Annotated in this window: 15 protein-coding genes; 8 read left to right on the forward strand and 7 right to left on the reverse strand. The window is 62.4% G+C overall.

Features of this window, described 5'->3' with window-relative positions:
- Positions 1–49: 49 nt before the first annotated feature.
- Positions 50–1750 carry a sodium:solute symporter family protein gene (locus tag WCE39_RS08690; RefSeq protein ID WP_343276292.1) on the forward strand — a complete coding sequence of 567 codons (1701 nt, stop codon included), beginning with the start codon at positions 50–52 and terminating at the stop codon, positions 1748–1750.
- Positions 1747–1878, forward strand: a complete 132-nt coding sequence (locus WCE39_RS08695) for a putative transporter small subunit (RefSeq protein ID WP_343276293.1) — start codon at positions 1747–1749, stop codon at positions 1876–1878. The genes WCE39_RS08690 and WCE39_RS08695 overlap by 4 nt, the downstream gene beginning before the upstream one ends.
- Before the next feature lie 26 nt (positions 1879–1904).
- Here WCE39_RS08695 and WCE39_RS08700 read toward each other — a convergent pair whose 3' ends face one another.
- Positions 1905–2573, reverse strand: coding sequence for a hypothetical protein (locus WCE39_RS08700; RefSeq protein ID WP_343276294.1), 669 nt, complete (start codon positions 2571–2573; stop codon positions 1905–1907).
- Positions 2570–3862, reverse strand: coding sequence for a caspase family protein (locus WCE39_RS08705; protein WP_343276295.1), 1293 nt, complete (start codon positions 3860–3862; stop codon positions 2570–2572). Before WCE39_RS08705 ends, WCE39_RS08700 begins: the two co-directional genes overlap by 4 nt.
- 635 nt (positions 3863–4497) lie before the next feature.
- Here WCE39_RS08705 and WCE39_RS08710 point away from each other — a divergent pair.
- The 5 genes from WCE39_RS08710 to WCE39_RS08730 all read left to right on the forward strand — a co-directional run bounded on the left by WCE39_RS08710 (position 4498) and on the right by WCE39_RS08730 (position 16576).
- Positions 4498–10749, forward strand: a complete 6252-nt coding sequence (locus WCE39_RS08710) for a site-specific integrase (protein WP_343276296.1) — start codon at positions 4498–4500, stop codon at positions 10747–10749.
- 382 nt (positions 10750–11131) lie between these two features.
- Entirely contained in the window at positions 11132–12484 is a 1353-nt protein-coding gene (locus tag WCE39_RS08715) for a S1C family serine protease (protein WP_343276297.1), read from the forward strand.
- Between the two features lie 428 nt (positions 12485–12912).
- Positions 12913–13125 (forward strand): hypothetical protein, encoded by a 213-nt coding sequence (locus WCE39_RS08720; protein WP_343276298.1) that lies wholly within the window; start codon positions 12913–12915, stop codon positions 13123–13125.
- A gap of 12 nt (positions 13126–13137) precedes the next feature.
- The gene (locus WCE39_RS08725) at positions 13138–14172 is read left to right on the forward strand and encodes a metallophosphoesterase (RefSeq protein ID WP_343276299.1); all 1035 of its coding nucleotides are present in this window, start codon (positions 13138–13140) and stop codon (positions 14170–14172) included.
- 133 nt (positions 14173–14305) lie between these two features.
- Positions 14306–16576, forward strand: a complete 2271-nt coding sequence (locus WCE39_RS08730) for a PcfJ domain-containing protein (RefSeq protein WP_343276300.1) — start codon at positions 14306–14308, stop codon at positions 16574–16576.
- A 128-nt stretch (positions 16577–16704) separates the two neighbouring features.
- On the opposite strand, the gene WCE39_RS08735 is transcribed toward WCE39_RS08730, so the two are convergent.
- Both WCE39_RS08735 and WCE39_RS08740 read right to left on the reverse strand, forming a co-directional pair.
- The gene (locus tag WCE39_RS08735) at positions 16705–17007 is read right to left on the reverse strand and encodes a hypothetical protein (protein ID WP_343276301.1); all 303 of its coding nucleotides are present in this window, start codon (positions 17005–17007) and stop codon (positions 16705–16707) included.
- A 103-nt stretch (positions 17008–17110) separates the two neighbouring features.
- Positions 17111–17719: a hypothetical protein gene (locus tag WCE39_RS08740; RefSeq protein WP_343276302.1), complete on the reverse strand. Its 609-nt coding sequence runs from the start codon at positions 17717–17719 to the stop codon at positions 17111–17113.
- A 113-nt stretch (positions 17720–17832) separates the two neighbouring features.
- Between WCE39_RS08740 and WCE39_RS08745 the strand changes: the two genes are divergently transcribed.
- Complete coding sequence (locus WCE39_RS08745) at positions 17833–18060, forward strand: helix-turn-helix domain-containing protein (RefSeq protein WP_343276303.1); 228 nt, start codon at positions 17833–17835, stop codon at positions 18058–18060.
- On the opposite strand, the gene WCE39_RS08750 is transcribed toward WCE39_RS08745, so the two are convergent.
- From WCE39_RS08750 to WCE39_RS08760, 3 genes are read right to left on the reverse strand one after another with little or no spacing between them, the layout of a single operon-like run.
- The gene (locus WCE39_RS08750) at positions 18061–18981 is read right to left on the reverse strand and encodes an HD domain-containing protein (RefSeq protein ID WP_343276304.1); all 921 of its coding nucleotides are present in this window, start codon (positions 18979–18981) and stop codon (positions 18061–18063) included.
- Complete coding sequence (locus tag WCE39_RS08755) at positions 18971–20296, reverse strand: Arm DNA-binding domain-containing protein (RefSeq protein ID WP_343276305.1); 1326 nt, start codon at positions 20294–20296, stop codon at positions 18971–18973. The genes WCE39_RS08750 and WCE39_RS08755 overlap by 11 nt, the downstream gene beginning before the upstream one ends.
- Positions 20289–20525 carry a hypothetical protein gene (locus WCE39_RS08760; RefSeq protein WP_343276306.1) on the reverse strand — a complete coding sequence of 79 codons (237 nt, stop codon included), beginning with the start codon at positions 20523–20525 and terminating at the stop codon, positions 20289–20291. The genes WCE39_RS08755 and WCE39_RS08760 overlap by 8 nt, the downstream gene beginning before the upstream one ends.
- Positions 20526–20615 lie beyond the last annotated feature (90 nt).

The raw sequence follows: 20615 nt of genomic DNA on the forward strand, positions 1-20615 counted from the left end.
GTCCCGTTCCGGCCCATGCGGCTGTCAACCAGGGAGCATCCGTCCGCCAGTGGCCGACCTCACGTTCTACCAACTGCAAACACCCACCGTCCTGCTGCTGATGCTGGCCTTCTACGGCGGCACGTTCCTCATGTCCACGCGCATCGCACGCAAGGACGAGAACGTCGACGGCTACATGAACTCCAACGGCGCGGTGGGTTTCGGCATCTCCGCCGCCAGCATGACCGCCACCTGGATCTGGGCGGCCTCGTTCTACGCCGCGGCCACGTCGGGCTACAAATACGGCATCTCCGGGCCGATCCATTACGGCCTGTGGGGCGCGCTGATGATCCTCTTCATCTACCCCTTCGGCCGCCGCTTCCGCGAGGTCGCGCCCGAGGCCCACACCCTGGCCGAGATCATGCACGCGCGCCACGGCCGCTCCAGCCAGCTGATCCTCGCAGGCTCCAACATCGCCGGCAGCGTGATCAGCCTGATGGCCAACTTCACCGCCGCAGGCGCGCTGGTGGCGATGCTGTCGCCGCTGGACTTCGTGCACGGTGTGATGATTGCCGGCATCGGAACGCTGTCCTACACGCTGTGGTCGGGCTTCCGCGCGTCGATCATGACCGACGTCGTGCAGGTGGCGGCGATGCTGGGCGCGGCGGCGCTGATCATCCCGCTGGTGTTCTTCAACGCCGGCGGCATCGAGGTCGTGGCCCAGGGCTGGGAGCGGCTCAGCGCCGAGCAGGCGTCGATGTTCTCGAAGACCGCGTTCCTTGAGCAGGGCGCGCCGTACTTCGTGGCGGTGCTGGCCTATGCCATCGGCAACCAGACCATCGCCCAGCGCCTGTTCGCGGTGCGCGAGGACCTGATCAAGCCCACGTTCCTGACCGCCACCATCAGCTACGGCGCGACCGTGATCGGGTTGGGCATGCTGGGCGTGGTGGCGCTGATGGTCGGCATCGAGCCCGCCGGCGGCGACCACAACAACCTGATCCCGCAGATGGCGTCGAGCTACCTGGGGCCGGTGATGATCGGCGTGTTCTTCATCATGGTGATCGGCTCGCTGTCGTCCACCGCCGATTCGGACCTTGCCGCGCTGTCGTCGATCATGATGACCGACATCTACGGCAAGAACCTCGCGCGCGGCCGCGTCAACCCGGCCACCATGCTGTGGGTGGGCCGCATCACCATGATCGTGGCCACCACCGCGGGCCTGGTCTTCGCCAGCTTCCGGATCGACATTCTTTCGCTGCTGGTATTCGTGGGCGCGCTGTGGGGCTCGATCGTGTTCCCGGTGATTGCCAGCTTCTACTGGAAGAAGGTCAACAACCGTGCGTTCACCACCGCGGTGCTGGTGTCGCTGGTGGTGTTCACCGTGGCGCGCTTCGAGCTGGTCCCGATCGCGGGCGCGTTCGCGCTGCTGCTTGAAGTCTTCGCCACCGTGGGCGCGGGCGTGGTGCTGGGGCTGATGACCTTCGGCTTCTTCGGCAAGCGCGCGGGACTGGCCGTGGGTACGCTGGCCGCGCTCGCGCTGTCGCCGTTCACCATCGGGTTCCTGCGCGACTACACGGTGCTGTTGAGTTCGCTCAACGCATACGGCGTGAGTACCGTGGTGTGCGCCGCGCTGAGCGTGCGCAGCAGCGAGAACTTCGACTTCGACCTGATCGCCAGGCGCGTGCGCAACTTCGACACCGTTGACGATGACGCCCGCCCAGGCGGCGATGCCGGCCCACGGCCGGCGCTGGCCCCGGAGGTGACCCGATGAGGGACCTGTTGATGACTGCCTACGTGCTGGTGTGGCCCGTGCTGGTGGCGGTGATGATGTTCATCATGGGCCGCGGCGTGTGGCGCGACGTGCGGCGTGCGAAGCGGAGCGGGGACGACCTGGTCTGAGGTTCCGCCGCGCGCCGCGGCGGAGCCTACGGCGCCGCCTGCTCCGCGATGGCAACGGCCGGGCCGGGCGTGGCGTCGGGCGGCAAAGGACCGAGGTCGGCCAGCTGCTTCCTGCCCGTCTGGGACAGCAGCCGCCGGGGCGTCGCGAGGTAGCCGGGGCCGGCGTCGAAGTCCATCGCCGAGAAGCGGTCGTCGACGCAGGGCTTGAGCCGGTCGCCCAGCTTGTACCGGTTGCCGCTCATCGCCATGTCCGCCGCATTGGCCCGCAGGACGCGCTTGCCCGGGCAATGCGAATGGATGTTCGTGCCGGCGTGCATATAGCCCTCCGGGCAGGTGGTCCACATCGCGCACATGATGTGGGCATCGTTGGTCACCACCTGCACGGCGAAGCGACTGGAGTCGCGGTTCTGGCAAACCAGGCCGCAGGCCTCGTGGCTGGTGCGGTCGGAATGGTCGGCAAGCACCCGGCCCACGCGCCTGAGGAAGTCGAGCTGGTCCTCTCCGGGCGTGCTCTCCATGAGCACCAGCTCGCGTTCGGGAACTGTGCCGGCAGCGACCGGGATCGGCGGGCCGCGGTAGATGATGTCCGGGCGCAGGAACAGCCACCAGATAGCGACGGCGGCCGTTGCCGCCAACAGCAGGGCCAGCAGCCACGGCCACCAGCGCTTCATCCCGGTGCGCGCTGCCCGGGTCATGGCGCGGTGAACCCCTGGGTGCCCTGGCAGAAGGCCAGCATCAACGCGCCGGCCATGTCCTGGTTGTTGTCCTGCAGGCCCGCCAGGTCCAGCGTGGCCCGGGCGAAGCCGGCCTGGCTGGCGCGTTCCAGCCATTTGCGCGCCTCGCGGCGGGTCCGTTCGTCCGTGGCGTCATGGTGGAGGTCTTCCCCGAGCATCGCCTGGGCCACCGCGTGCCCGGATTCCGCGGCGCGCAGCCAGTGCCGCCTGGCCTGCACGCGGTTGCGCGTCACGCCGGTGCCGCTGCTCAAGGCCTTGCCCAGCACGGTGAGCGCGCGTAGGTCGCCTGTCTCGGCCTCGCGGCGCAGCCGGGGGAGACTGTCGGCGGTCAGCGCCTGCGCGGCCAGCAGCACCGCCCGCATTTCGCTGTTCCACAACCGCGACGCTTCCGCGCGCTCGGGCGGGCACATCCCGGCCGGCCCCGCTGCCGTGCCGGGCTGTCCCGGCAGCGGCAGGCCGGCGACGGACGGTGCCCGGCGCCTGTGCAGGACCAGCGGTCCGTTGAGTTCACTGGAAAACCACGGGCGCTGGCGGCCGCGGGTGAGCGCATCCACCTGCGACTGCGTGGCCTGCATCAGGTCGAGCATGCCCAGTCCGGGCTCCGCCAGGTTTTCGGCGAAAAACAGTGCGAACGGGCTGTTGCGGCTGGAATGGCCGAGGCTTGCCGCGGAATCGATCGCGCGTTGCCCCGGGCTGGTGGAAAAGGCGAGGAACGTGCCGTCGCCGGTCCCGGTCACGGCCATGCCGCGCGCCAGTCCGCCACGGGTGGGCGCGTCGCGGCAGGCATCGATCACCGCCACCAGCGCATGCGGGTTCGCGGCCCGGAGGTCGCGCAGCACCGTCGACAGCGGCAGCCCGCGCATGCGCACCGCGGCGCGGTCGATGGTGGCCATTGGCTGGCCGATGTCGACCGGCATCAGGAAGTTCTCGCCGCCCACCTCGAATCCGTGGCCGGCGTAATAGAACAGCGCGACCTCCGCCCCGGCCGCCGCGCCGGCGAAGTCCGCGAGATCCTCTCCCAGGCTGCGATAGCTGCCGTTGGTCGATTCCGTCACTTCGAAGCCGATGCCGCGAAGCTGCCGGCTGACCAGGCGGGCGTCGGACACGGCCGCATCCAGGCGGTCGGCGCCCGGGTAGGCCGAAATCCCGACCACCAGCGCCACGCGCCTGCCGGCGGCGTCGGCGGGGAATGCCAGCAGGCACCCCAGGACCAGCCCGGCCGCGCTCAGCAGCCATGAACGTCCCTGCATGAAACTTTCCCCTGTTCCGTGCCCCTCGTCCGGGGCCGATCCCCCTCGGATCTTATGCGCTCCAGGCGGCGACCACAGCCGTCGCGCGTTCACGCCCCGCGTCGAGAGGCTCCGGAGCCGTCCTCGACGACAGCAGTTCGCGCTGCTTGCGCCCGAGGAAACAGGCGATGCGCTCCGCATGGGCGCCCGAAGGTGCGGCAGGCCGCTGACGATCCGCTGTCCGCCGGGCTTTCCCAGGCTCGCCATGTGCCGGCACGCGGCCTCCGTCGCGGAGCCCAACGGGACGAAGAGCGCCCGTGGCAGGGCTTCGGACTCCGTGGCGAACCAGGTGCCCAGCTGCTCGCGCAGCAGCGCGCTTCGTCCCACGAGGCCACGGGAAATGGCGCGCCTGGAGGGATTGGCTTCGGAAGCCACTCCTGAAGATGGTCTCTAAGGCGCGTTGGATTGTCTTAATCTACGTCTTGCAGTCGCTAACTTACTGTTATACAGAGTATTTATCTTGATACGGCACGCCTATCTGCGCCCATCAATGCTGATCACTACCCGCTGAGTCTGTCCAAAAATCTAGCACACGGTATAGCATGTTAGTTGAGTAATGGCTAGCCTCCTGATGTCAGGCCAAGGACAAGCCTCGCATGCCCGGGACATTCTCCAGTCAAGCAATCCAACAGGCCGATCTGCTCGAGGCTGCCAAGGTGGCAGAAGCGTTCGTACAGGCAGCGCCCGGTGCCGCCAGGCATCGTGACTCCCTCGTCGAACTCGCCAGGATTGGCTGGTCGGGTCAGTTCCCGATCCGCTTCTACCTTGATATCGCGAACCTGCTCGCCAGGCTTCCTTGGCTGGTGGACAGGTGGGTGGGTCAAGAGGTCGTCGATGCAATCTCAGGCGCTCGCCCGCACGACCCCGATGGGGAGCTCGCGTGGGAGGATGCCGACCCGACAGCGCGTAAACCCAGCACCCTAATCCAGATGGAGGGGCTCCTCCTCCTCGGCAGATTGGAAGCTCCACAGGAGATCGCCGCTCAGAACCAGCTGGCCGCGCTTCTGGACGCCGTCGACGGGCTCCTTGTCAGTGACCTTGGCGGCACAGTCAAGCGGAAGGGGCGCCGGCACCCGCTCAAAGACGTACTAGGTAGTGAGCTAGGAAGGCCGCAGTCGGCTGAGGCGCTTGCCCAAGCGCTCAAGACGGCTGTAGACAAGGCATGGGGCTTGTATCCCCGAGTTAGTGAATTCCTGCGGTCGACCTACCTCCCCTTGCTGTGCCGGCAGCCCTGGTCTTGGATACCTGCCGAAGGTCCGCCAAGCCTCCTCGGGGTAGATCAGGATCCTGAATCCCGTGTGTCATCCCCGCCGCCACCCATCCCGTTCGAGATCCCGCGACCCAAGCTTCGGAAGTTCACCGCTGATGATCTGGCGGGAGAAATGGCCCTTGTGCTGCAGTCTGACAGCCACACAGAAGCGATTAAGGCACTCGCACCGCTTTGGAGGGGGGAGCACTCCTGGCACTTGCTCGAGGCCACACACCGCCTGTCCCACACGCTGGCTTGGCTCAGGCCGTCCTTAAGCCGCCGCGTGGATTTGCGGTGCCTGCAGGCAGCCGGACAGGCGTTGCATGGCAAACAATTTCGGTACGCGCTAGAGCGGGCGGCCAAATGGCGTCAACGCCAGTCCATAGAGCCCTTGGCGCCGGCGCCGCCTCCAGCACTCCTCCCGCCACCGAGTCGTGATCGGAGTTGGGGACTCTTGCACCTTCGTGGCCTGCTTCTCGTCGGGCGCATGCACTGGTCTCCAGGCCAGCGCCCAGACAACGAGGCTGCGCTGAGTGGCCTGATCAAGAAGCTGGAGAGGGGAGTCGACGTCGAATCCGACGGCAACCAGCAGCCTTTTGAGCCAAAGCAGACACACCCACTCGAAACAATCCTGGACCAGCTAGGCAGGCTTGACACTCAGGAAGCGCTGGCGGCAGCGCTCGAATCTCTTATTCCAAGTATCTACGAAATCGACCCAGGCGCAGGTCGACTTCTTAAGGATGCATATCTGCCACTCCTGAAAGGGGAGTATGTCGAGGATCAGCCCCGCGATAGGAGCCGTACCAAGGAGGGATCCAGCACGCCGGGCCACGGCAATCGGCAGCGCACCAAGAGGCAGCCGTCACTTGTTCGTCGCACCCGAATCAGAATGCCAACCCGAGAGAAGCCACTGGAAGGCGAGCCTCCGGACGAGGCGGAACCTGAGCAATCCTTCTACCGCAGGAAGGATCCGAGGAAGAAGGCAATATCGATCAAGGACGAGATCCAATGGATCCAGCAAAGAAGCTGGGGGTCCAATCCGTTATTGGTCAGAAGTCATATCGAGTCGCTCTCAGACCCCGAAGCGCAGATGTGTGTCGACCTGATCACCAAAAACATCGGCAGTGCCATCAAGGCTGGCCAGGCTGGGGAGGCCCGAACAGGCATCATCGCTGCGTTGATGCTGGCTACCGGGCTGGATTCGAAGACGCTCGCAACGGCTGATAGCCGCCTCAGTGAAGGTGTCGCGAAGATCAGGCCGGTTCTGATGCTGCAACAGGGGCAGCTCAATCTGCCTGTCATCCGGCCTGAGAGTGCGTTCAATGCCGAGGGTTCACCAGGAAAGACGCTCCTTGAGCCCACGGCATCCTCTCTGAAACTGCCACTCCCTCCGACGGTATGCCAGTGGATCGAATCGCTTCGCGTTATCAATGACGATCCGTGGCAATGGGAACCTGAAGTACTTCAGGATCTCCTAAGTACGTACGTTGCAGGCATGGAGGCTGTGATCTGCTCGGGAATATCGCTGCCACGCATACGAAACTTCGCACAGGCAAGCATCCGGAACCTCACCAAGGACACAGCCAAGACAATGGTCCTGTGTGGCAGCTCACTCGGCCGCCCAGAAACAACCCTGTTCTACTACAACGCCAGTGCGCAGGATCTGGAGATTTCGTTCAAGAAGGCGGTGTGGCCAGTATTCGGTGACCACGCGAGAGAATCGACGCCGATCAACAACAAGAACGTGCGCGTTGGCTCGCAACTGCTGGTCAAGCAATCAGCAGTACGTGACTTGGCCCGTAGCCCCAGTGTGGCGATGAATGCTCCTTCAAGACATGCCAAAGCCGGGTCGTCGATATCCGACCACAATGTACTCATCAACCACATTCTTTGCATGCTTATGGGTGTTGCCGGCCATCGACCAACGGCAGCCTTGCACCAACTGATGCGGTTCGATTTTGAAACGGACCAACCTGCTGCGGTATTCCAGGACAAGAAATGTGACCCCGCACATTTCGTTCGGTATGTTCCAGTGGCCGATCTGGTCGCCGAGCAAATCGACTACTACGTTCGACACCTGCGTGCCTTGGCCGTAGTCCACCGCCAGAACCTCGATACGTCGAAGCGAATCCGTGCGGCTCTTCGTGGTGAGGCGCCGTTGTTCTTCACCTTGGACGGCTCTGGATCACCGCTGGAGTTGAGCTTCGAGGTATGGCGTCAGACGCTCCCGGATAACTGGCAGAAGATTCCCCTCAATTGGGGGCGAACATGGATTGCGAGCAGAGGGCGCGAGGAGGGAATCGAAGCGGACCATCTCGCGATCACCTTGGGGCACCTCGAGGCTGTCGGATATCCCTACTCCAGCGAGAGTCCCTTGGAGCCGGCCCAGCTATCGAGGCAGATGGCACGGCCGATGGGAAAGTTGGCCCGCCGCTCCGGCTGGGTAGTAAGAAAGGGACTCGCAGAGAAGGACGATCCAGGAAAAACAATCCTTGAAGCAGGCCCGCTCAAGGACTGGAAGATCGAGCGAAGTGCCCTGAAGACCGAATCGAGCAAGTTCAAGCTCGAGCAGCGGCAAGCACTCCGTTCCCAGGTTCGCAGCATGAAGGAGAGGGGCGAACAGGTCGCCTACCAGGAACTTCAGGACACGCTGGAGCATGAGATCCCCACGCATGCAGAACTCGCGAAGCTCGCACCAAGATCTGCCTCGAAGGAAAAAGACGAGGCCAACGACATGCACGTCGAACTGTCGATTGAGGACGTGGAGCAAATAGAGCTCAAGGTCCAGGAATCTTCAGGAAGTGACCGAAGCTTGATGATGGCCGCACACAACGCATTGCATCGCTACCTGAAGGCTGCTCAAAAGAAACTTGCTTGGAGCTGTCCCGTTCCCTGTCCATGGCTGTCAACGTCAAGCATGGAACCAACGCCATTCTTCAGCGGCCTGTTCCGCGCAACCGTCCATGTTCGCGCCATGCGAGAAGCGTTCGCGTCCATCCCCCCACTGCCCCCAAGTGATTCAGTGTTCTCTGAAAGTGAATGGGCCTTTGGCATCGCATCACTTGCCCTATGCATATATTCCTTCGAATCAGACCAAGATCACTTGCGGGCCATTCTGGACGGCAGGAATTCGGCAACCACCAGCCCAACGATTGAAGACCTGCTGCTCATTGAGACGAATAGCCGCATCGGCGTCAGTGGAATCCGCGGGCTGGCCGCGGTTGCCGTCGCGAGATTGAAGAAGAGACATCCCAATGAGGAGGTTCCGAATCCTGATCGATTGGATGACGTGCTGGCCGACATGCTCCCGGACTCCCTCGTTGGGGAAAGCAAGGGTCTGCTGGCGCGGATCTGCGCAACGGTCAGCGTATCGAACCTGGTGGAGCTGTCCGGGTTGGCCCGCCTGGCTAACGATCCAAGGGCTGGGTGCGTCTCCATGACTGCCGCACGACAGCGTCAATTCATTGAAGAAGGGTACGGATCCCAGGAAACATCTGACGCAGAAACAAGCGCCCAGACCACCACCCCGTTAGTGGCTAGCAGGAGGGGTCCTCCAAGCACCACGATGAAGCAATACAACAAACTGCGCCGGGTTCTGTACATCGGTGATGGGCCGAAGGATTTCGTGCTGACGGAGACGTCACTCAGTCAGGCAAACATTGGCTCCTTCCGCACTCCATTGCTGCGCGAACTAGAGGCATTCATCTCACAGAGTGACTTGGATCCGCTAGTGGCTTGTATTGCGTCTTACGCATCGCAACTGACTCGCCATGGCACGCCAGAAAAATCTCACCCAGCGTGGAGCACGGTCTACGGATACATCACGACGTTCGGCGCGGATCTTGTCGGATTGTGCGGAAAAGTCGATTTCGGGAAACTGGACGCAGACGAATATCTGGATCTCTATCAGGGTGTGATCGACCGCAAGATGTCAGATCGCGTGAAAGCGCTGGCTGCCAGAGAACTCGCTAACTTTCACGCGTACCTTGAAAGATCCTACGGGTTTGACTCGGTTGACTTTTCAGACCTTGAGGGAGCCTTCGATCTGCCGGAGCACCAGGTGGATGCAGACCTCGTGCAGCCGCAGGAGCTGGTTCATGGCCTCCGGCGTATGGCTCGCTTCGAATTGCCAGTTTCCGACATGGGAGAGCCGGACGAGGTGCGATTGAACCGCCAGGCGCTTGTGTTTGCCCTGCTGCTGAAGGCGACCGGCGGTAGACACAATGAGTTGGCTGCCCTGCGATTCAAGGATCTTGTGGCCCGGCATGACGCTATCGTAGTGTTCGCGAGGTCAACACGATATCGACGGCTCAAGACACCTGCGGCTCGTCGCATCATCGATTGTACGAACAAGCTTTCGAGGCGCGAGAGGAGGGTCGTGAGCGACTGGATCGAGGCTGAAAAGTGTCGCTTGGCTACGTCGTGGAAGAAGACGCTGCCGATCTTCGGGAAGCCCGGAGAGCCAAAGATACGAGTTCCCTCGGTGCTCCTGCGTGATGCCACGCTGGACGCACTAAGTGAATCGATAGGAAGCCGCTCAAAAGTGCATCGAGTGCGACACCTGGTCGCCAGTGAAGACTTGGTGGATCTTTGGATGTCCGAGGGTGACTTGGATCAGTTGCGTCGTTCTCGCGCAAAGGTGCGCCGTTTCGTTCGGCCACAAAAACCGGTGGCAGTTGTGCTGCCGATTCATGTTCGACAGAAGTCGATTCGACTTGGCCACAGGCGCAACTCAACCACGGTCGTCAACTACTTCCACATGCCGTGGGTGACGCTTAGTCGCGCGCATGCATCGATCAAGCACTACGAGACCCGTCATGCTGGCGCGGTCGCCCTTGGGGTCAAGATCGCGACAGCAGACAAGATCATTCAGCGTGCCAGACCGACCTCGGCTGACCGGTCATCAGCTGACAAGGCGGCAGCTTGGTTGAAGTCTGTGGAGGGGATGCCTCAGCCGACGCCTGCAAGCGGATTGATATCGCTGCCTCGTGGTAATGCTGGCCTTTCCTCAGTGCCGATTAGCGCACGTTTGATGGATCGTGTGCTTCGCGACCTTCAGAAGGGCCTGTCACCCGACCGGGCAGCAATGTTGCATGGTTTGACCTCCGTCCATCGTGATCGCCTATTGGCGATAGGGGTGGCAATCAAGAAAAGGACGGGGTTCAGTCTGCTTCCAGCCGGCGCGCAAGAGCAGAGCTCGCGAAGCGCCAGGCGCTTTCAGTCGGCCGCTGTGTTGGGGAAGCTGCTTGCCCTGATGGACGAGGGGGGCGACGCGGACAAGGCCGAAATCCTCTCTTTCTCCGCAACGTACATGATGTGGGCGAACAAGAGTCGAAGGGACGAGATCGATTGGCCGGCGCCAGATGTCAATCGGATGGTGAATCTGCTTTCCAGGCTGGGGGTAGAGCCGTCGCATATGATTCGGGCGCCTTCCGATGAAACGGGGTTCGAAAAGCTGATCGTGTTGCGTCGTACCGGAAAAAAGGAAACGATGAATCACCTGATCGCATGGTCGCTGACGGTTGTTCATGTCACGGCACAGATGCGTGAGTACGGCGACCACAGCGATAGGGCTGTCGAAGAGAAGGCGGTTGACTGATATCTGGAGATGGCCGCGTATCGGCCTTATGCCTTCCAGTGGAGAGGTGAATGTTCTCAATCTTCAAGAAGAAGCAGATTCATGAGCCCCTCCAGATGCAGCGTGAAGAAGTGTTGTCGAGTCCGATGGGGCCATTCGCTGTCTCCGGTGAACCAAGTGCTTGATTGATGGTTCTGGTTTGTGCGTTCGCTCTTCAAGCGCCCAAGTGCCGTCAACATTACTGATCGATGATTAAAGCGGAGCGGGTGCGGTTCAAATGAAAGCTTACATAGCCTCGATTCTACTGTTGACGCTAGTCTGGCAAGCATCAAGTGGCGCGTCAGCTTCCAGCGGGTACGACCCGAAGGTTGTGTTCGAGAAGTCATCGCCGAGCATCGTAGTCGTGAACGGATTTGCCGAAAGCGCTTCTGAATCGCATCAGGGGAGTGGTGTTGCCATTGATCAGGACGTCATCGTAACGAACTGCCATGTGGTTCAAGGAAGCCGAAGGGTCGAGGTTGTCCATGGCGGAGCAATCTATTCAGCGAATGTCACCAGCGCGGATATTGATAAAGACATCTGCATCTTGAGGCTTGCGTCGCCTTTGGGTCGCGTTGGGGTTCCGGCTATTCTCGGAAGCACCAATGGGATTGGTGTTGGTGATCGTGTGGTGGCGATCGGTGCCCCGAGAGGGCTTGAGCTTTCCCTTTCGGAAGGTGTGGTTTCTGGCCTCAGGCCGGCTGGGGGAAGGTCGTTGCTTCAAGTGACGGCACCAATATCACCCGGATCCAGTGGCGGTGGCCTGTTTGATGCGCAGGGACGGTTGATTGGCATCACAACTTTCCAGTTCAGGGATAGTCAGCAGATAAATTTTGCCCTTCCGGTTGAATGGGTGACTGAGGTAGCTCAGGTTCCGATTGATAGCGACACGATCGCTCGTCTGGCGGAAAGCAGGATTCATTCAACTCAAAGGATCTCTGATTCATTCGTATTGAGCTCTGACGGGAAGGAAGTCTTTCAGTTCGGCCCAAGCGACCGCGTTTTTGTAGGTGTTAGGGCTGGAACGGGCGATCGTCCGGAAACAGTGCTGGTTACCGCAAGCCTTTCGAAGAAAGTCGATGGCGAAGATATTGCCATTGACTCCAAAACGATTCGTCTGCACGGAGGGTCAAGCGTCGGGGTCGCTGAGTTCGGCAGGAGCCAGGACTGGCAAAGCGGCGTTTACAAAGTGGTGGTAACTGATGAGTACATGGGGAGACTTACATACTGGAAGAGTCACGATTTCTGCGTGGTTCGTCGCGGCGAGGAGTGTGCGCGTCGTGCTGTTGCCTGGAAGTATCGGAATGATGAAGGAGTAATCACTTACACCACAGCCGAAAGACTTCCAGCAAACGCGGCGGCAGAGCCTGTGTACGTCCTGCAGGTGAGGGAAGGTGAGAGGTGGCTCGTGGTTGACGAGGACCATGACCGACGCATTAGCATCGATCAACACTCAATTCAGACCAAGGGGGCGCACGTTGTTGCGTGGTTTGAGTTTTACCCTGTTTCTAATGAAGAGAGGCGCAGAGTCGAGAACACCAAGTATCTCCAGCAGTATCAGTTTGATTGTAAGGATCGGTTGATGCGCATGATCCATGTCGCTGCATATGACATTGATGGGACATACAAGCGTGGAGGGCCCGCGAACGAAAGTGCCACTCGTGTTCTTCCAGGAAGTGTTGGAGAAGCGCTCATGGAATCTGCGTGTGACAATTAGGTTCACTGATAGTCGGGATCAGCCACGTTGATGCGGAGGAAGTGCGCGGATCCGGTTCCTTTCCGCTGCCTTTGCGCAGCGACAGTTGCTTTTGGCGTGATCAAATGCGGCTACCCGGAAGGCCGTTTGGCGGACCCTCAAGGGCTTGCGAAAGGCTAGGTTCGCGCTGACGCCGAGGCCGTTCCCGCCCCGCTGCCCATCTAATGTGTCGGCTAATTGGACCCTGATCCTGCCGGTAGTGAAAATGCCGACTTCTTGGAAAGTCGTAGTCCGTGAGACTCGGATTGGTGTAGAATTCCTTAGCGGGCCGATGGCCTGCGCCGCCGATTTGAGCCACCAGCTTGCGGGCGGGATACAAATGCAGCTAAAGCGGATCATCCCCGTGGATGGCTGCCTGCTGGTGCCGTCAACTGATACGGGAGATGCCCATGATGGGATTCAAGAGTGATTCCGATTTCGTCGCCAGCCTCGACAAGGCGCAGCGCGACTACTACGTCAGCCGACTTGCCGGGTTGCAGGAGCGCCTCCAGGAAGCCCTGCGGGATCTTTCCCGGGGACTGGGCACGGTGGGGGCCTTGAACGCCGATGCCATGTCGGTCCGGCTGGCGGCCTCTGATGCCGCTACGCGCGTAGCACGGTAAGGGGGGGAGGCCATGCAACAACATGTCCAACCCTTGTTCGATGGCCCGATCGACATCGTTGCCGATATCCACGGCGAGATTTCCGCGCTCGATGCATTGCTGGCACGCTTGGACTACACGCCAAACGGCAAGCATCCGGCGGGTCGCCGGCTGGTCTTCCTGGGTGATCTCGTAGACCGGGGGGCTGACAGTCCAGCTGTCGTGGAGCGCGTCGCCGAAATGGCGGTCGCCGGACGGGCACAGTGCATCCTGGGTAATCACGAGCTCAACCTGCTGCGCGGCCAGAAGAAGGAGGGGAATGGCTGGTTCCATCCGGAGAGGGAGGACCACGATCTGGCTGCCGGGCACTTCAGGGAGTGCGTACGGGCCACGGCCAGCCAGCGGAATCACTTCCTGGCCTGGTTCGACACCCTTCCCGTGGCTCTGGAACGGCCGGATCTCCGGATCGTGCATGCCTGCTGGGACGAGCAGGCCATTGAAAGGCTCCGCCTCTCGCATCAGCGCCCCTCGGCGGCCTACGAGACGTTCTCCGATGACATTGCCAATCTGCTGGAGCAGAGCGGAAGGTACGGGCAACGGCTCCAGGAGCTCGCGGACTGGGGGAGCCACCTGACTCGACCAGGCGCCGAAGTACCGATGCTTGAGGGGATCGCGGCAATCGACTCCATCAAGCAGTCCAGCCACCCCATGAAGGCGGCAACCAGCGGGCTGGAGCGCCAGGCACCCGCGCCGTTCTTCGCGACCGGAAAGTGGCGCATGACCGAACGGGTTGCATGGTGGAACGAGTATGAAGATGCGCCAGCCGTAGTCTTCGGTCACTACTGGCGCTGGCCGCTCAGCGAGGAAGAGGCTTCGGCCCGCGCGCGGGGCCCGAACCTGTTCGCAGGTTCGGAGCCATTCCAGTGGTTGGGTCCGCGGAACAATGCAATGTGCATCGACTGGTGCGTTGGCCTGCGCTGGAAGGAGAGGCAGATGGGCGCTTCAGGCTACGAAGGCAAGCTTGGTGCACTTCGTTGGCCTGAGCGCGAGATCGTATTGGATTCCTGAGGACAACTTGTAACCACGGCAGGAGGGGCTCCTGCGTCGCCGATTTACGGACCACTTGCGGGCGACTCACCAAATCCAGCTAAAGCGTTGCGGCCAACGGCTGCGGCGAGTCCGGTCATCCGGTTCAAGGATCATGACCATGACCCACCCGATATTTTCCGACGCGATCCTGACATCACGCCATGAGCCGCATCAGGCTTTTCCCCAAGGGGTTCCAGACCTTGAGCGATGGATGTCGGGCATCAGGGTGCCCGGTCGGCTGACCATAAATGGCATCGAGACTCATGCAAGGGGCGCCTTGCTCGGACTGGCCGCAGGGCTGCTTGCCGACCTGGGCCGCGGGCTCCAGGTCCGTACCCATCCGCTGGGGCATGAAGTCGGGTTCGCGGGCTTCATCACCTACTTGGTGCGGCGCGACCGCCGGGAAGTGGTATCCCTGCTCCGTGACGCGGACGGCAACATGAAATCCTGCATCACGGATCTGGGAACGCCACTACGCTCATACCAATGGGTGCAGGCATGGTTCGACGCGAATCCCGGGCACGCGGCCTCGCTGGTCCCAGTGATGTGGGAGGCGTATCGCCACCGGCCGGCAGGCGTCGGCTCGCGACGCCATGTGACCTTTGTGGGACAGGATACTTTTCGCACCTGGGCCATCACCGCCTTGACGGGCCTGGTCCGCCGCCACGTCGACCGGCGCCGCATGGCCGACGCCATGCGGCGCGCCCTGGGCTTGGATCGTGAGCTTCTTCGAATCTGCCGCATCGCTGGGCCGCCAACGGATACCTGCAACGTGGAGGTCCATTGGTTCAACGACTGCGGCCGCCACTTCTGGCAGCTCCAGCGAGTGGCCCAGTGCGCGCCAGCCCTTCTGCCGCTGATGGGGGTACTTGTGCGGAAGAGGATCTGGCACAGGGAGCCGCCAATGGCTGCCTTGAAGCGGGCTGTCACGGCACGTGGCGCCAGTCGTGCGGACTGGAAGCGATTGGTCAGGGCCAGCCCGCGCACGTTTCACGACCTTCACGCCCTGGGTGTCCGAGGTGAGGCTTTGGTGGCGCTGGCCGTTCAATGGGCGAGCTTCCATCGAGGGATGCCGCCTGACCTGATGCTGCCCCGTCAGGCGTGGCTTGACCTGGCCCAGAGCATCTTCACAAGGCATGGGAACGACGCGCAAGGAATCCTTCGGCTGGTTCCGGGGCTTGGCTTCTCGCCTCGCCTGCGCCTGGATGCAATCAGGCGATGGACTGAGGCGGAGGCTGCTGGTGAAGATCGCCTGCGCTCGTTCCGGCAAAATGAATGGCAAGTGGCCATTCGTTGGATTCAGGCGCGGACGCGCATGGACTGGCTGGCCGATGCCTCATCGCTTCGAAATCTCCTGTCGGAGGCGTATCCAAACTATTGGTCAACGGGACTGGAGGAGCTCGAAGTAGATGGCGTGCGCGTGGTTCCCATCGAGGACTCGTTGTCACTGGCCAGCGAGGGCCACGAACTCCATCATTGCGTCGCCGCGTACGAGCGTGATTGCATCGAAGGTAGATGCAGGATCCTTGGTTTGCGTGACAAGGAAACGGACCGCCGGATCGGGACGGTCCGGCTTCAACAGCGACCGAAGACCGGGACCTGGATACTGGCGGAGGCCAAGGGGCCGCGGAATCGGTCCTTGCCCCCGAAGCTCATTGCACTGGCACGTGGGGTTGTGCGGGATATGGGTGGTGCCAAGCACCCAAGGCAGGAGGAGGTTGGCATGGTGGAAGGCGTATCGCGAGCAGCGCGGACGGACCGGAAGATGAGCGCGAAGGAAGTGAATGTAGAGATCAGGAGGCTCGTCATGCAGGCGGCAGACGAAGAGCGGAAGGCCCGTGCGTTCAACTTGTCCGGGCGGGGACATGAAGGCAGGGTGTCGCTCGATGCATCCTTGGCCGCAGTGCTGCGTGGACTGGATCTGCCCAAGGTCGTGATCTCTGGCTATGGGGCCAACAACTACTACCCCCTGCGGGTGTTTCAGCGTGCCATGAGGCTGCTCGGCTCAAGGTTTGAGCACATGCCGATCGGCCTGTCCGATGACCAGCGCTACGCGTATCGAATCAGCACGCGGGATCTCGATTACGAAGAAGATGGCACCAGCGTCGATGATGAGTTGGATAACCTCCTTGAACATGGCGAAGAAGTGTTCTGGCAAGACTGGGACAGTGGCGGACTCGGCGCTGGTGCGGGTCGCGTTTCAGTCTATCGCTACAAGAATTCCTACTACGTACTTCACGACGCCGGACTCGAGGGCCCCTATCCAAGCAAGCTGGAAGCAGTCGACAGGAATGGCGTTGCGCAAGTGAATGATGCGACCACCGCCATTTGGGATATGGACGACGGATACGTGTTCAAGCGCGAGCGTGACAACAAGGCCTAGCAAGCCGAGAACAGGAAGCCGCCGGCCCAGATCAACGCCCGGGTCCGTTCGTCTGGCAGCGTTATGCGTGTTCTCCCATTGATCATGTGCTGCGCACCAGCTGCCCTGCGGCGCCCGGACAGGACCCCTCAGGTGTCCTTGATGGCCCAGGACGTCTGCTGTTTCATCAACCCAACGCTCTGCGCGTATCGCTCGGCCGCCTGGCGCACCAGGAACCGCATCGGTCGGGGCATGGTCGGATCAACGGTGCGGAGTAGGTAGGGCGACATCAGCGGCTCGTCGCGAAGCAGCCGGGTGAAGCCCCGCCCCCGGACCAGCAACGCCCATTGCGGGCGAGGCTCTCCATCCAGGCGCACCGCCTCAACGGAGTGCACGAGTCCAAGCAGCCGCGCGATCTGCGCGGGAAACTGGGAAATCAATCCATACTTCATCGACTTGGCTCCCGAGTCTGTGGAGCAGAGTATGTCCGCTCCGGTTCTCACTCGCCGCGACAGCGGAACGGCGTGCCGGGACAGCCGTTCCGCCGGTGGCCGCTCAGGGGTATTTCTCGACCAGCGTGACCTGCGAGCCCGTCGACTCGAGGCCCGCCACGAGGTCGTTGATGGTCCGGGGAATGAACTGGCTGCTGTCGCCCACGACCTTGCGCGCGAGCATTGCGCCCAGCATGTCCGGACTGAACCCGCCGGAGCTACGGGTGAAGCTGGTGTGGATATCGAGGTGGTACCCATCCTGGTACTGCCACAGGCAGGTGGTGAACCGGGTGCCCTCGCCGTAGTCGGACATGCTGGTGTCCTGCGCCATGGCAGTGACCAGAGCGCCCTCGCAGGTGGCCATCTGGAGGCTTGCGCCACTCTGCGCGGCCAGCGCCGCGAACCCGGTGCCGCCGAACGGATTGACCAGCTGGAAGCGCGGCGGGGTCTCGGGAAGGGGGGACGGCGGGATGCCGCGGTTGACCTGCACGCTGCTGTTGTTCTTCTGCAGTGCCGTCTGGATCGCCTGCGACATCTGTGCGGGAGTGACATCGGGACCGGGCACGATCCGGTAGATGGCGTACGCCGATTCCCGTTCAACCGTGGGAGTGGTCGTCGCACATCCTGCCAGGGTGGCGGCCACGGCCGCGGCCAGTACGAGCTTGTGCTTCATCTGCGTGTCTCCTTCATACACGGGGTGGTTCCGGCGCCCGCCGGATGGAATCTATAAGTAGACTGCCCAAAGGACTGTAGAGCTTTAAGTGCCTGCTTTCTAGGGTGTCGACCATGACCCCGACACTCCCCCAGCTCCTGGGCAAAGCCTTCCGAAAGCGCCGAGAGGCGCTGGGCTTCAGCCAGGAAAGCTATGCCGACGAGATCGGCATGCACCGCACCTACTACAGCGCCATCGAGCGCGGGGAGAAGAACCTGCAGCTGGATACCCTCGAGCGGGTTTGCGAGGGGCTGCAGACAACGATCTGGGAAGTGTTCAAGGAAGCCGAGGCCGGCCAGTAGTCAGGCCGCGCCCGGTCCCTCGGGATCGGACTCCGCGGGTGGCAGCCATCGATTTGGCTTCCAGGCGTGCACGGGATTCCTGCGGTTGCGTTCAAGCTCGCAGCTGCGCTGGTCTGCCGCCCTCAGCCGCGCGACAAGCGCCGACGGCATCGAGCCGTCCTGCCGCATGCGCCCGCAGCCGCTGAGCAGGACGCGCATGGTGTAGGCGCCATCCGGCCATTCGCCTTCGAGGATCTTCAACTCCCGCTCGAGCCGCGACAGACCCAGGAGCTCATGCCCCATCGCACGCGCAGCCGGGTTGAGGAACATGTCCGGGGTGTAGGACCACACCTTGCCAATGTCGTGCAGCAGGCCCGCGGCGATGCACAGCTCGCGCTCGTGCGGCCCCACGGCTGCCTGCGCGGCAAGGTCGAGGGCGACCTCGCGACTGTGGGTGGCCAGCCCACCCGGAAATGCGTGGTGGTGGCGGGCGGACGCCGGCATCGTCCAGTAGCGGGCGACGATCTCGCGCTCCCGGAAGATCCGCCACAGCATGCGGTACAGCGGCGGCGTGTCGATGGTTTCGATCAGCTCCAGGATGCCCATGTAGGTGCCCTCGACCGGGCAGGTGTCCAGGGGCAGGAGATAGAGCGAGTGGTCCGGGCGGTCGTCCGCCCAGGCGGCGGCCAGCACCGGCAGCGGGCTGGCCTTGGCGTCGGAGTCGCCGAACCAGCCTGCGAGCTGCAGATTCAACGTGGTGAGCGGCTGCGACAACAGCGAGTGCAGCAGGTCCGCCGAGGGGATCAGGCAGTCGATCGGCAACGACGCTTCGTCGTACAGCCGCCAGACCCGGTCGGGCCGGTCGGAGGTGTACTGGTCCAGCGTGCCGAGCAGGATGCCGCGGAACACCAACACCTCGGGGCGGATGGTTTCAGTCGACATGGGAGCGGTCCTCCTTGGTCTGGCTGCCAAGCGAGCGCACCAAGGCTTCAAGCTGCTGCCTGCTCAGCATCGTCAGCGATGCGGGAAGCGCGTCGTCCGGCGGTGGGCTTTCGGTGGGGGTGATGGCGCCGGCGCTGACCAGGCCAGTGAATGCGCGGCCATCGTTGCGGGTCAGGTTGGGCACGTAGCGCGAATAAACGCGGAACAGCATCTCGGTGTTGGAGTGGCCGAGAATGTGGGCCACCCACTCGGGGTTTTCGCCGGATCCGAGCATCAGCGTGGCTGCCGTATGCCGGGTCTGGTAAGGCCGGCGGGCCGCCAGCCCAAGGTGCCGCAGGAGCGGATGCCACACCCTGTTGGTGAAGTTGACGAGGTTGACGGGTTCGCCGTTGCGCTGGGCGAAGACCCAGGTGCAGCCCTCGGGAACCAGCTTGCGCTGTTCCAGCAAGGCGGCGCGAACGGCCGGGACCATCGGGATATCCCGCATGGAGCCGTCGGTCTTCGTCCCTTCCAGCTTCCCCTTGACGATCGTCTGCCGCACCCGGATGAGATCCTGATCGAAGTCGATGTGCTTCCACTCCAGTCCGTTGACCTCGCCGGTCCGCATGCCCGTGAAGAAGCGCACGGTGAGGTACGGTCGCCAGTCCTTTCGCACGGTGTCCAACATGAGATGGACGTCCTCCAGTGAGAAAGGCTGGATGTCGAGCTTGGGCAACCGCAGCGGCTTGATGTTGCGGAACGGAGTCACGAACTCGTACCGCTCGGACGCTTCGGCCAGCAGCATGCGCAGCGGCGTCATGATGTGGTTGATGCGTGAGGGCGAAAGGGGCTCGCCGTTCTTCTTCATCAGCTTCCCGAGCTCGCCCCGGAATGCCAGCAGGTCTGCGCGGGTGATCTCGGCCAGCTGGCGATCCTTGAAGGTCGGTAGGATGTGCTGGTCCAGTGTTCCCCGGATGGTGTCCGCATGGGTGTCCCGCCAGCGGGGCAGGTTCTCGGTGAACCACGTTTCCGCGAACTCGCCCAGAAGGACTGTTGACTTGGGTTGCTCCTCGCTTGACGGGGGCAACCCGGTCAAATTCCGAGCCTTGGCGATGTCGGAATCGAATCGCTTGGCTCGCGGACTGTCCGGAAAGAAGGCCCGATACTCAAAGGTGCCAGTGGCGATCGCCCGCGTCATGCGCTTGGCTAGCGCCTCGACCGCGCGACGGTTTCCCGGCGTGTCGGGCAAGGCCGTTTGCTCGCGGAACCGCTCGCCACGGACGAAGAAGTCGATGTAGAGATTCCCCGTTTCCGGGCGCACACGGATCCTAGCCATGGGCCGCACCGCCGTTGGCCATCGGAATCAGGGGCGAGCGGGCGGCTGAATCGCGGTGGATGTCCTGTTCGATCGCTTCCCACAGGAAGAGCAGCTTCCGGCCGCCAAACGGCCGGATGTAGTGGGTACCCTCCAGGAGCACGCTGTCCTTCAGGCGATCCCGGATCGTCCGGACGTCGTAATGGATGCGTTCGGACAGTTGTTCGGTGGTAAGGTACGTCGCGCTCATCATCGCTCTCCTGTGCATGAATCTGCTATCCAGTGATCATCTAAGTAATCACGTGACGCAGATACTAGCCATCGAATGATGAAAAGCAAG

Source organism: Luteimonas yanweni (genome assembly GCF_039548475.1).
Classification (GTDB): Bacteria; Pseudomonadota; Gammaproteobacteria; order Xanthomonadales; family Xanthomonadaceae; genus Luteimonas.

Excerpts from the sequence above, each read along its gene's own strand:
- WCE39_RS08725 (WP_343276299.1), top strand. The coding sequence starts at position 13,138 with ATGCAACAACATGTCCAACCCTTGTTCGATGGCCCGATCGACATCGTT.
- WCE39_RS08760 (WP_343276306.1), bottom strand. The coding sequence starts at position 20,525 with ATGAGCGCGACGTACCTTACCACCGAACAACTGTCCGAACGCATCCAT.
- WCE39_RS08745 (WP_343276303.1), top strand. The coding sequence starts at position 17,833 with ATGACCCCGACACTCCCCCAGCTCCTGGGCAAAGCCTTCCGAAAGCGC.
- WCE39_RS08750 (WP_343276304.1), bottom strand. The coding sequence starts at position 18,981 with ATGTCGACTGAAACCATCCGCCCCGAGGTGTTGGTGTTCCGCGGCATC.
- WCE39_RS08695 (WP_343276293.1), top strand. The coding sequence starts at position 1,747 with ATGAGGGACCTGTTGATGACTGCCTACGTGCTGGTGTGGCCCGTGCTG.
- WCE39_RS08720 (WP_343276298.1), top strand. The coding sequence starts at position 12,913 with ATGATGGGATTCAAGAGTGATTCCGATTTCGTCGCCAGCCTCGACAAG.
- WCE39_RS08700 (WP_343276294.1), bottom strand. The coding sequence starts at position 2,573 with ATGACCCGGGCAGCGCGCACCGGGATGAAGCGCTGGTGGCCGTGGCTG.
- WCE39_RS08735 (WP_343276301.1), bottom strand. The coding sequence starts at position 17,007 with ATGAAGTATGGATTGATTTCCCAGTTTCCCGCGCAGATCGCGCGGCTG.
- WCE39_RS08755 (WP_343276305.1), bottom strand. The coding sequence starts at position 20,296 with ATGGCTAGGATCCGTGTGCGCCCGGAAACGGGGAATCTCTACATCGAC.
- WCE39_RS08705 (WP_343276295.1), bottom strand. The coding sequence starts at position 3,862 with ATGCAGGGACGTTCATGGCTGCTGAGCGCGGCCGGGCTGGTCCTGGGG.
- WCE39_RS08710 (WP_343276296.1), top strand. The coding sequence starts at position 4,498 with ATGCCCGGGACATTCTCCAGTCAAGCAATCCAACAGGCCGATCTGCTC.
- WCE39_RS08730 (WP_343276300.1), top strand. The coding sequence starts at position 14,306 with ATGACCATGACCCACCCGATATTTTCCGACGCGATCCTGACATCACGC.
- WCE39_RS08740 (WP_343276302.1), bottom strand. The coding sequence starts at position 17,719 with ATGAAGCACAAGCTCGTACTGGCCGCGGCCGTGGCCGCCACCCTGGCA.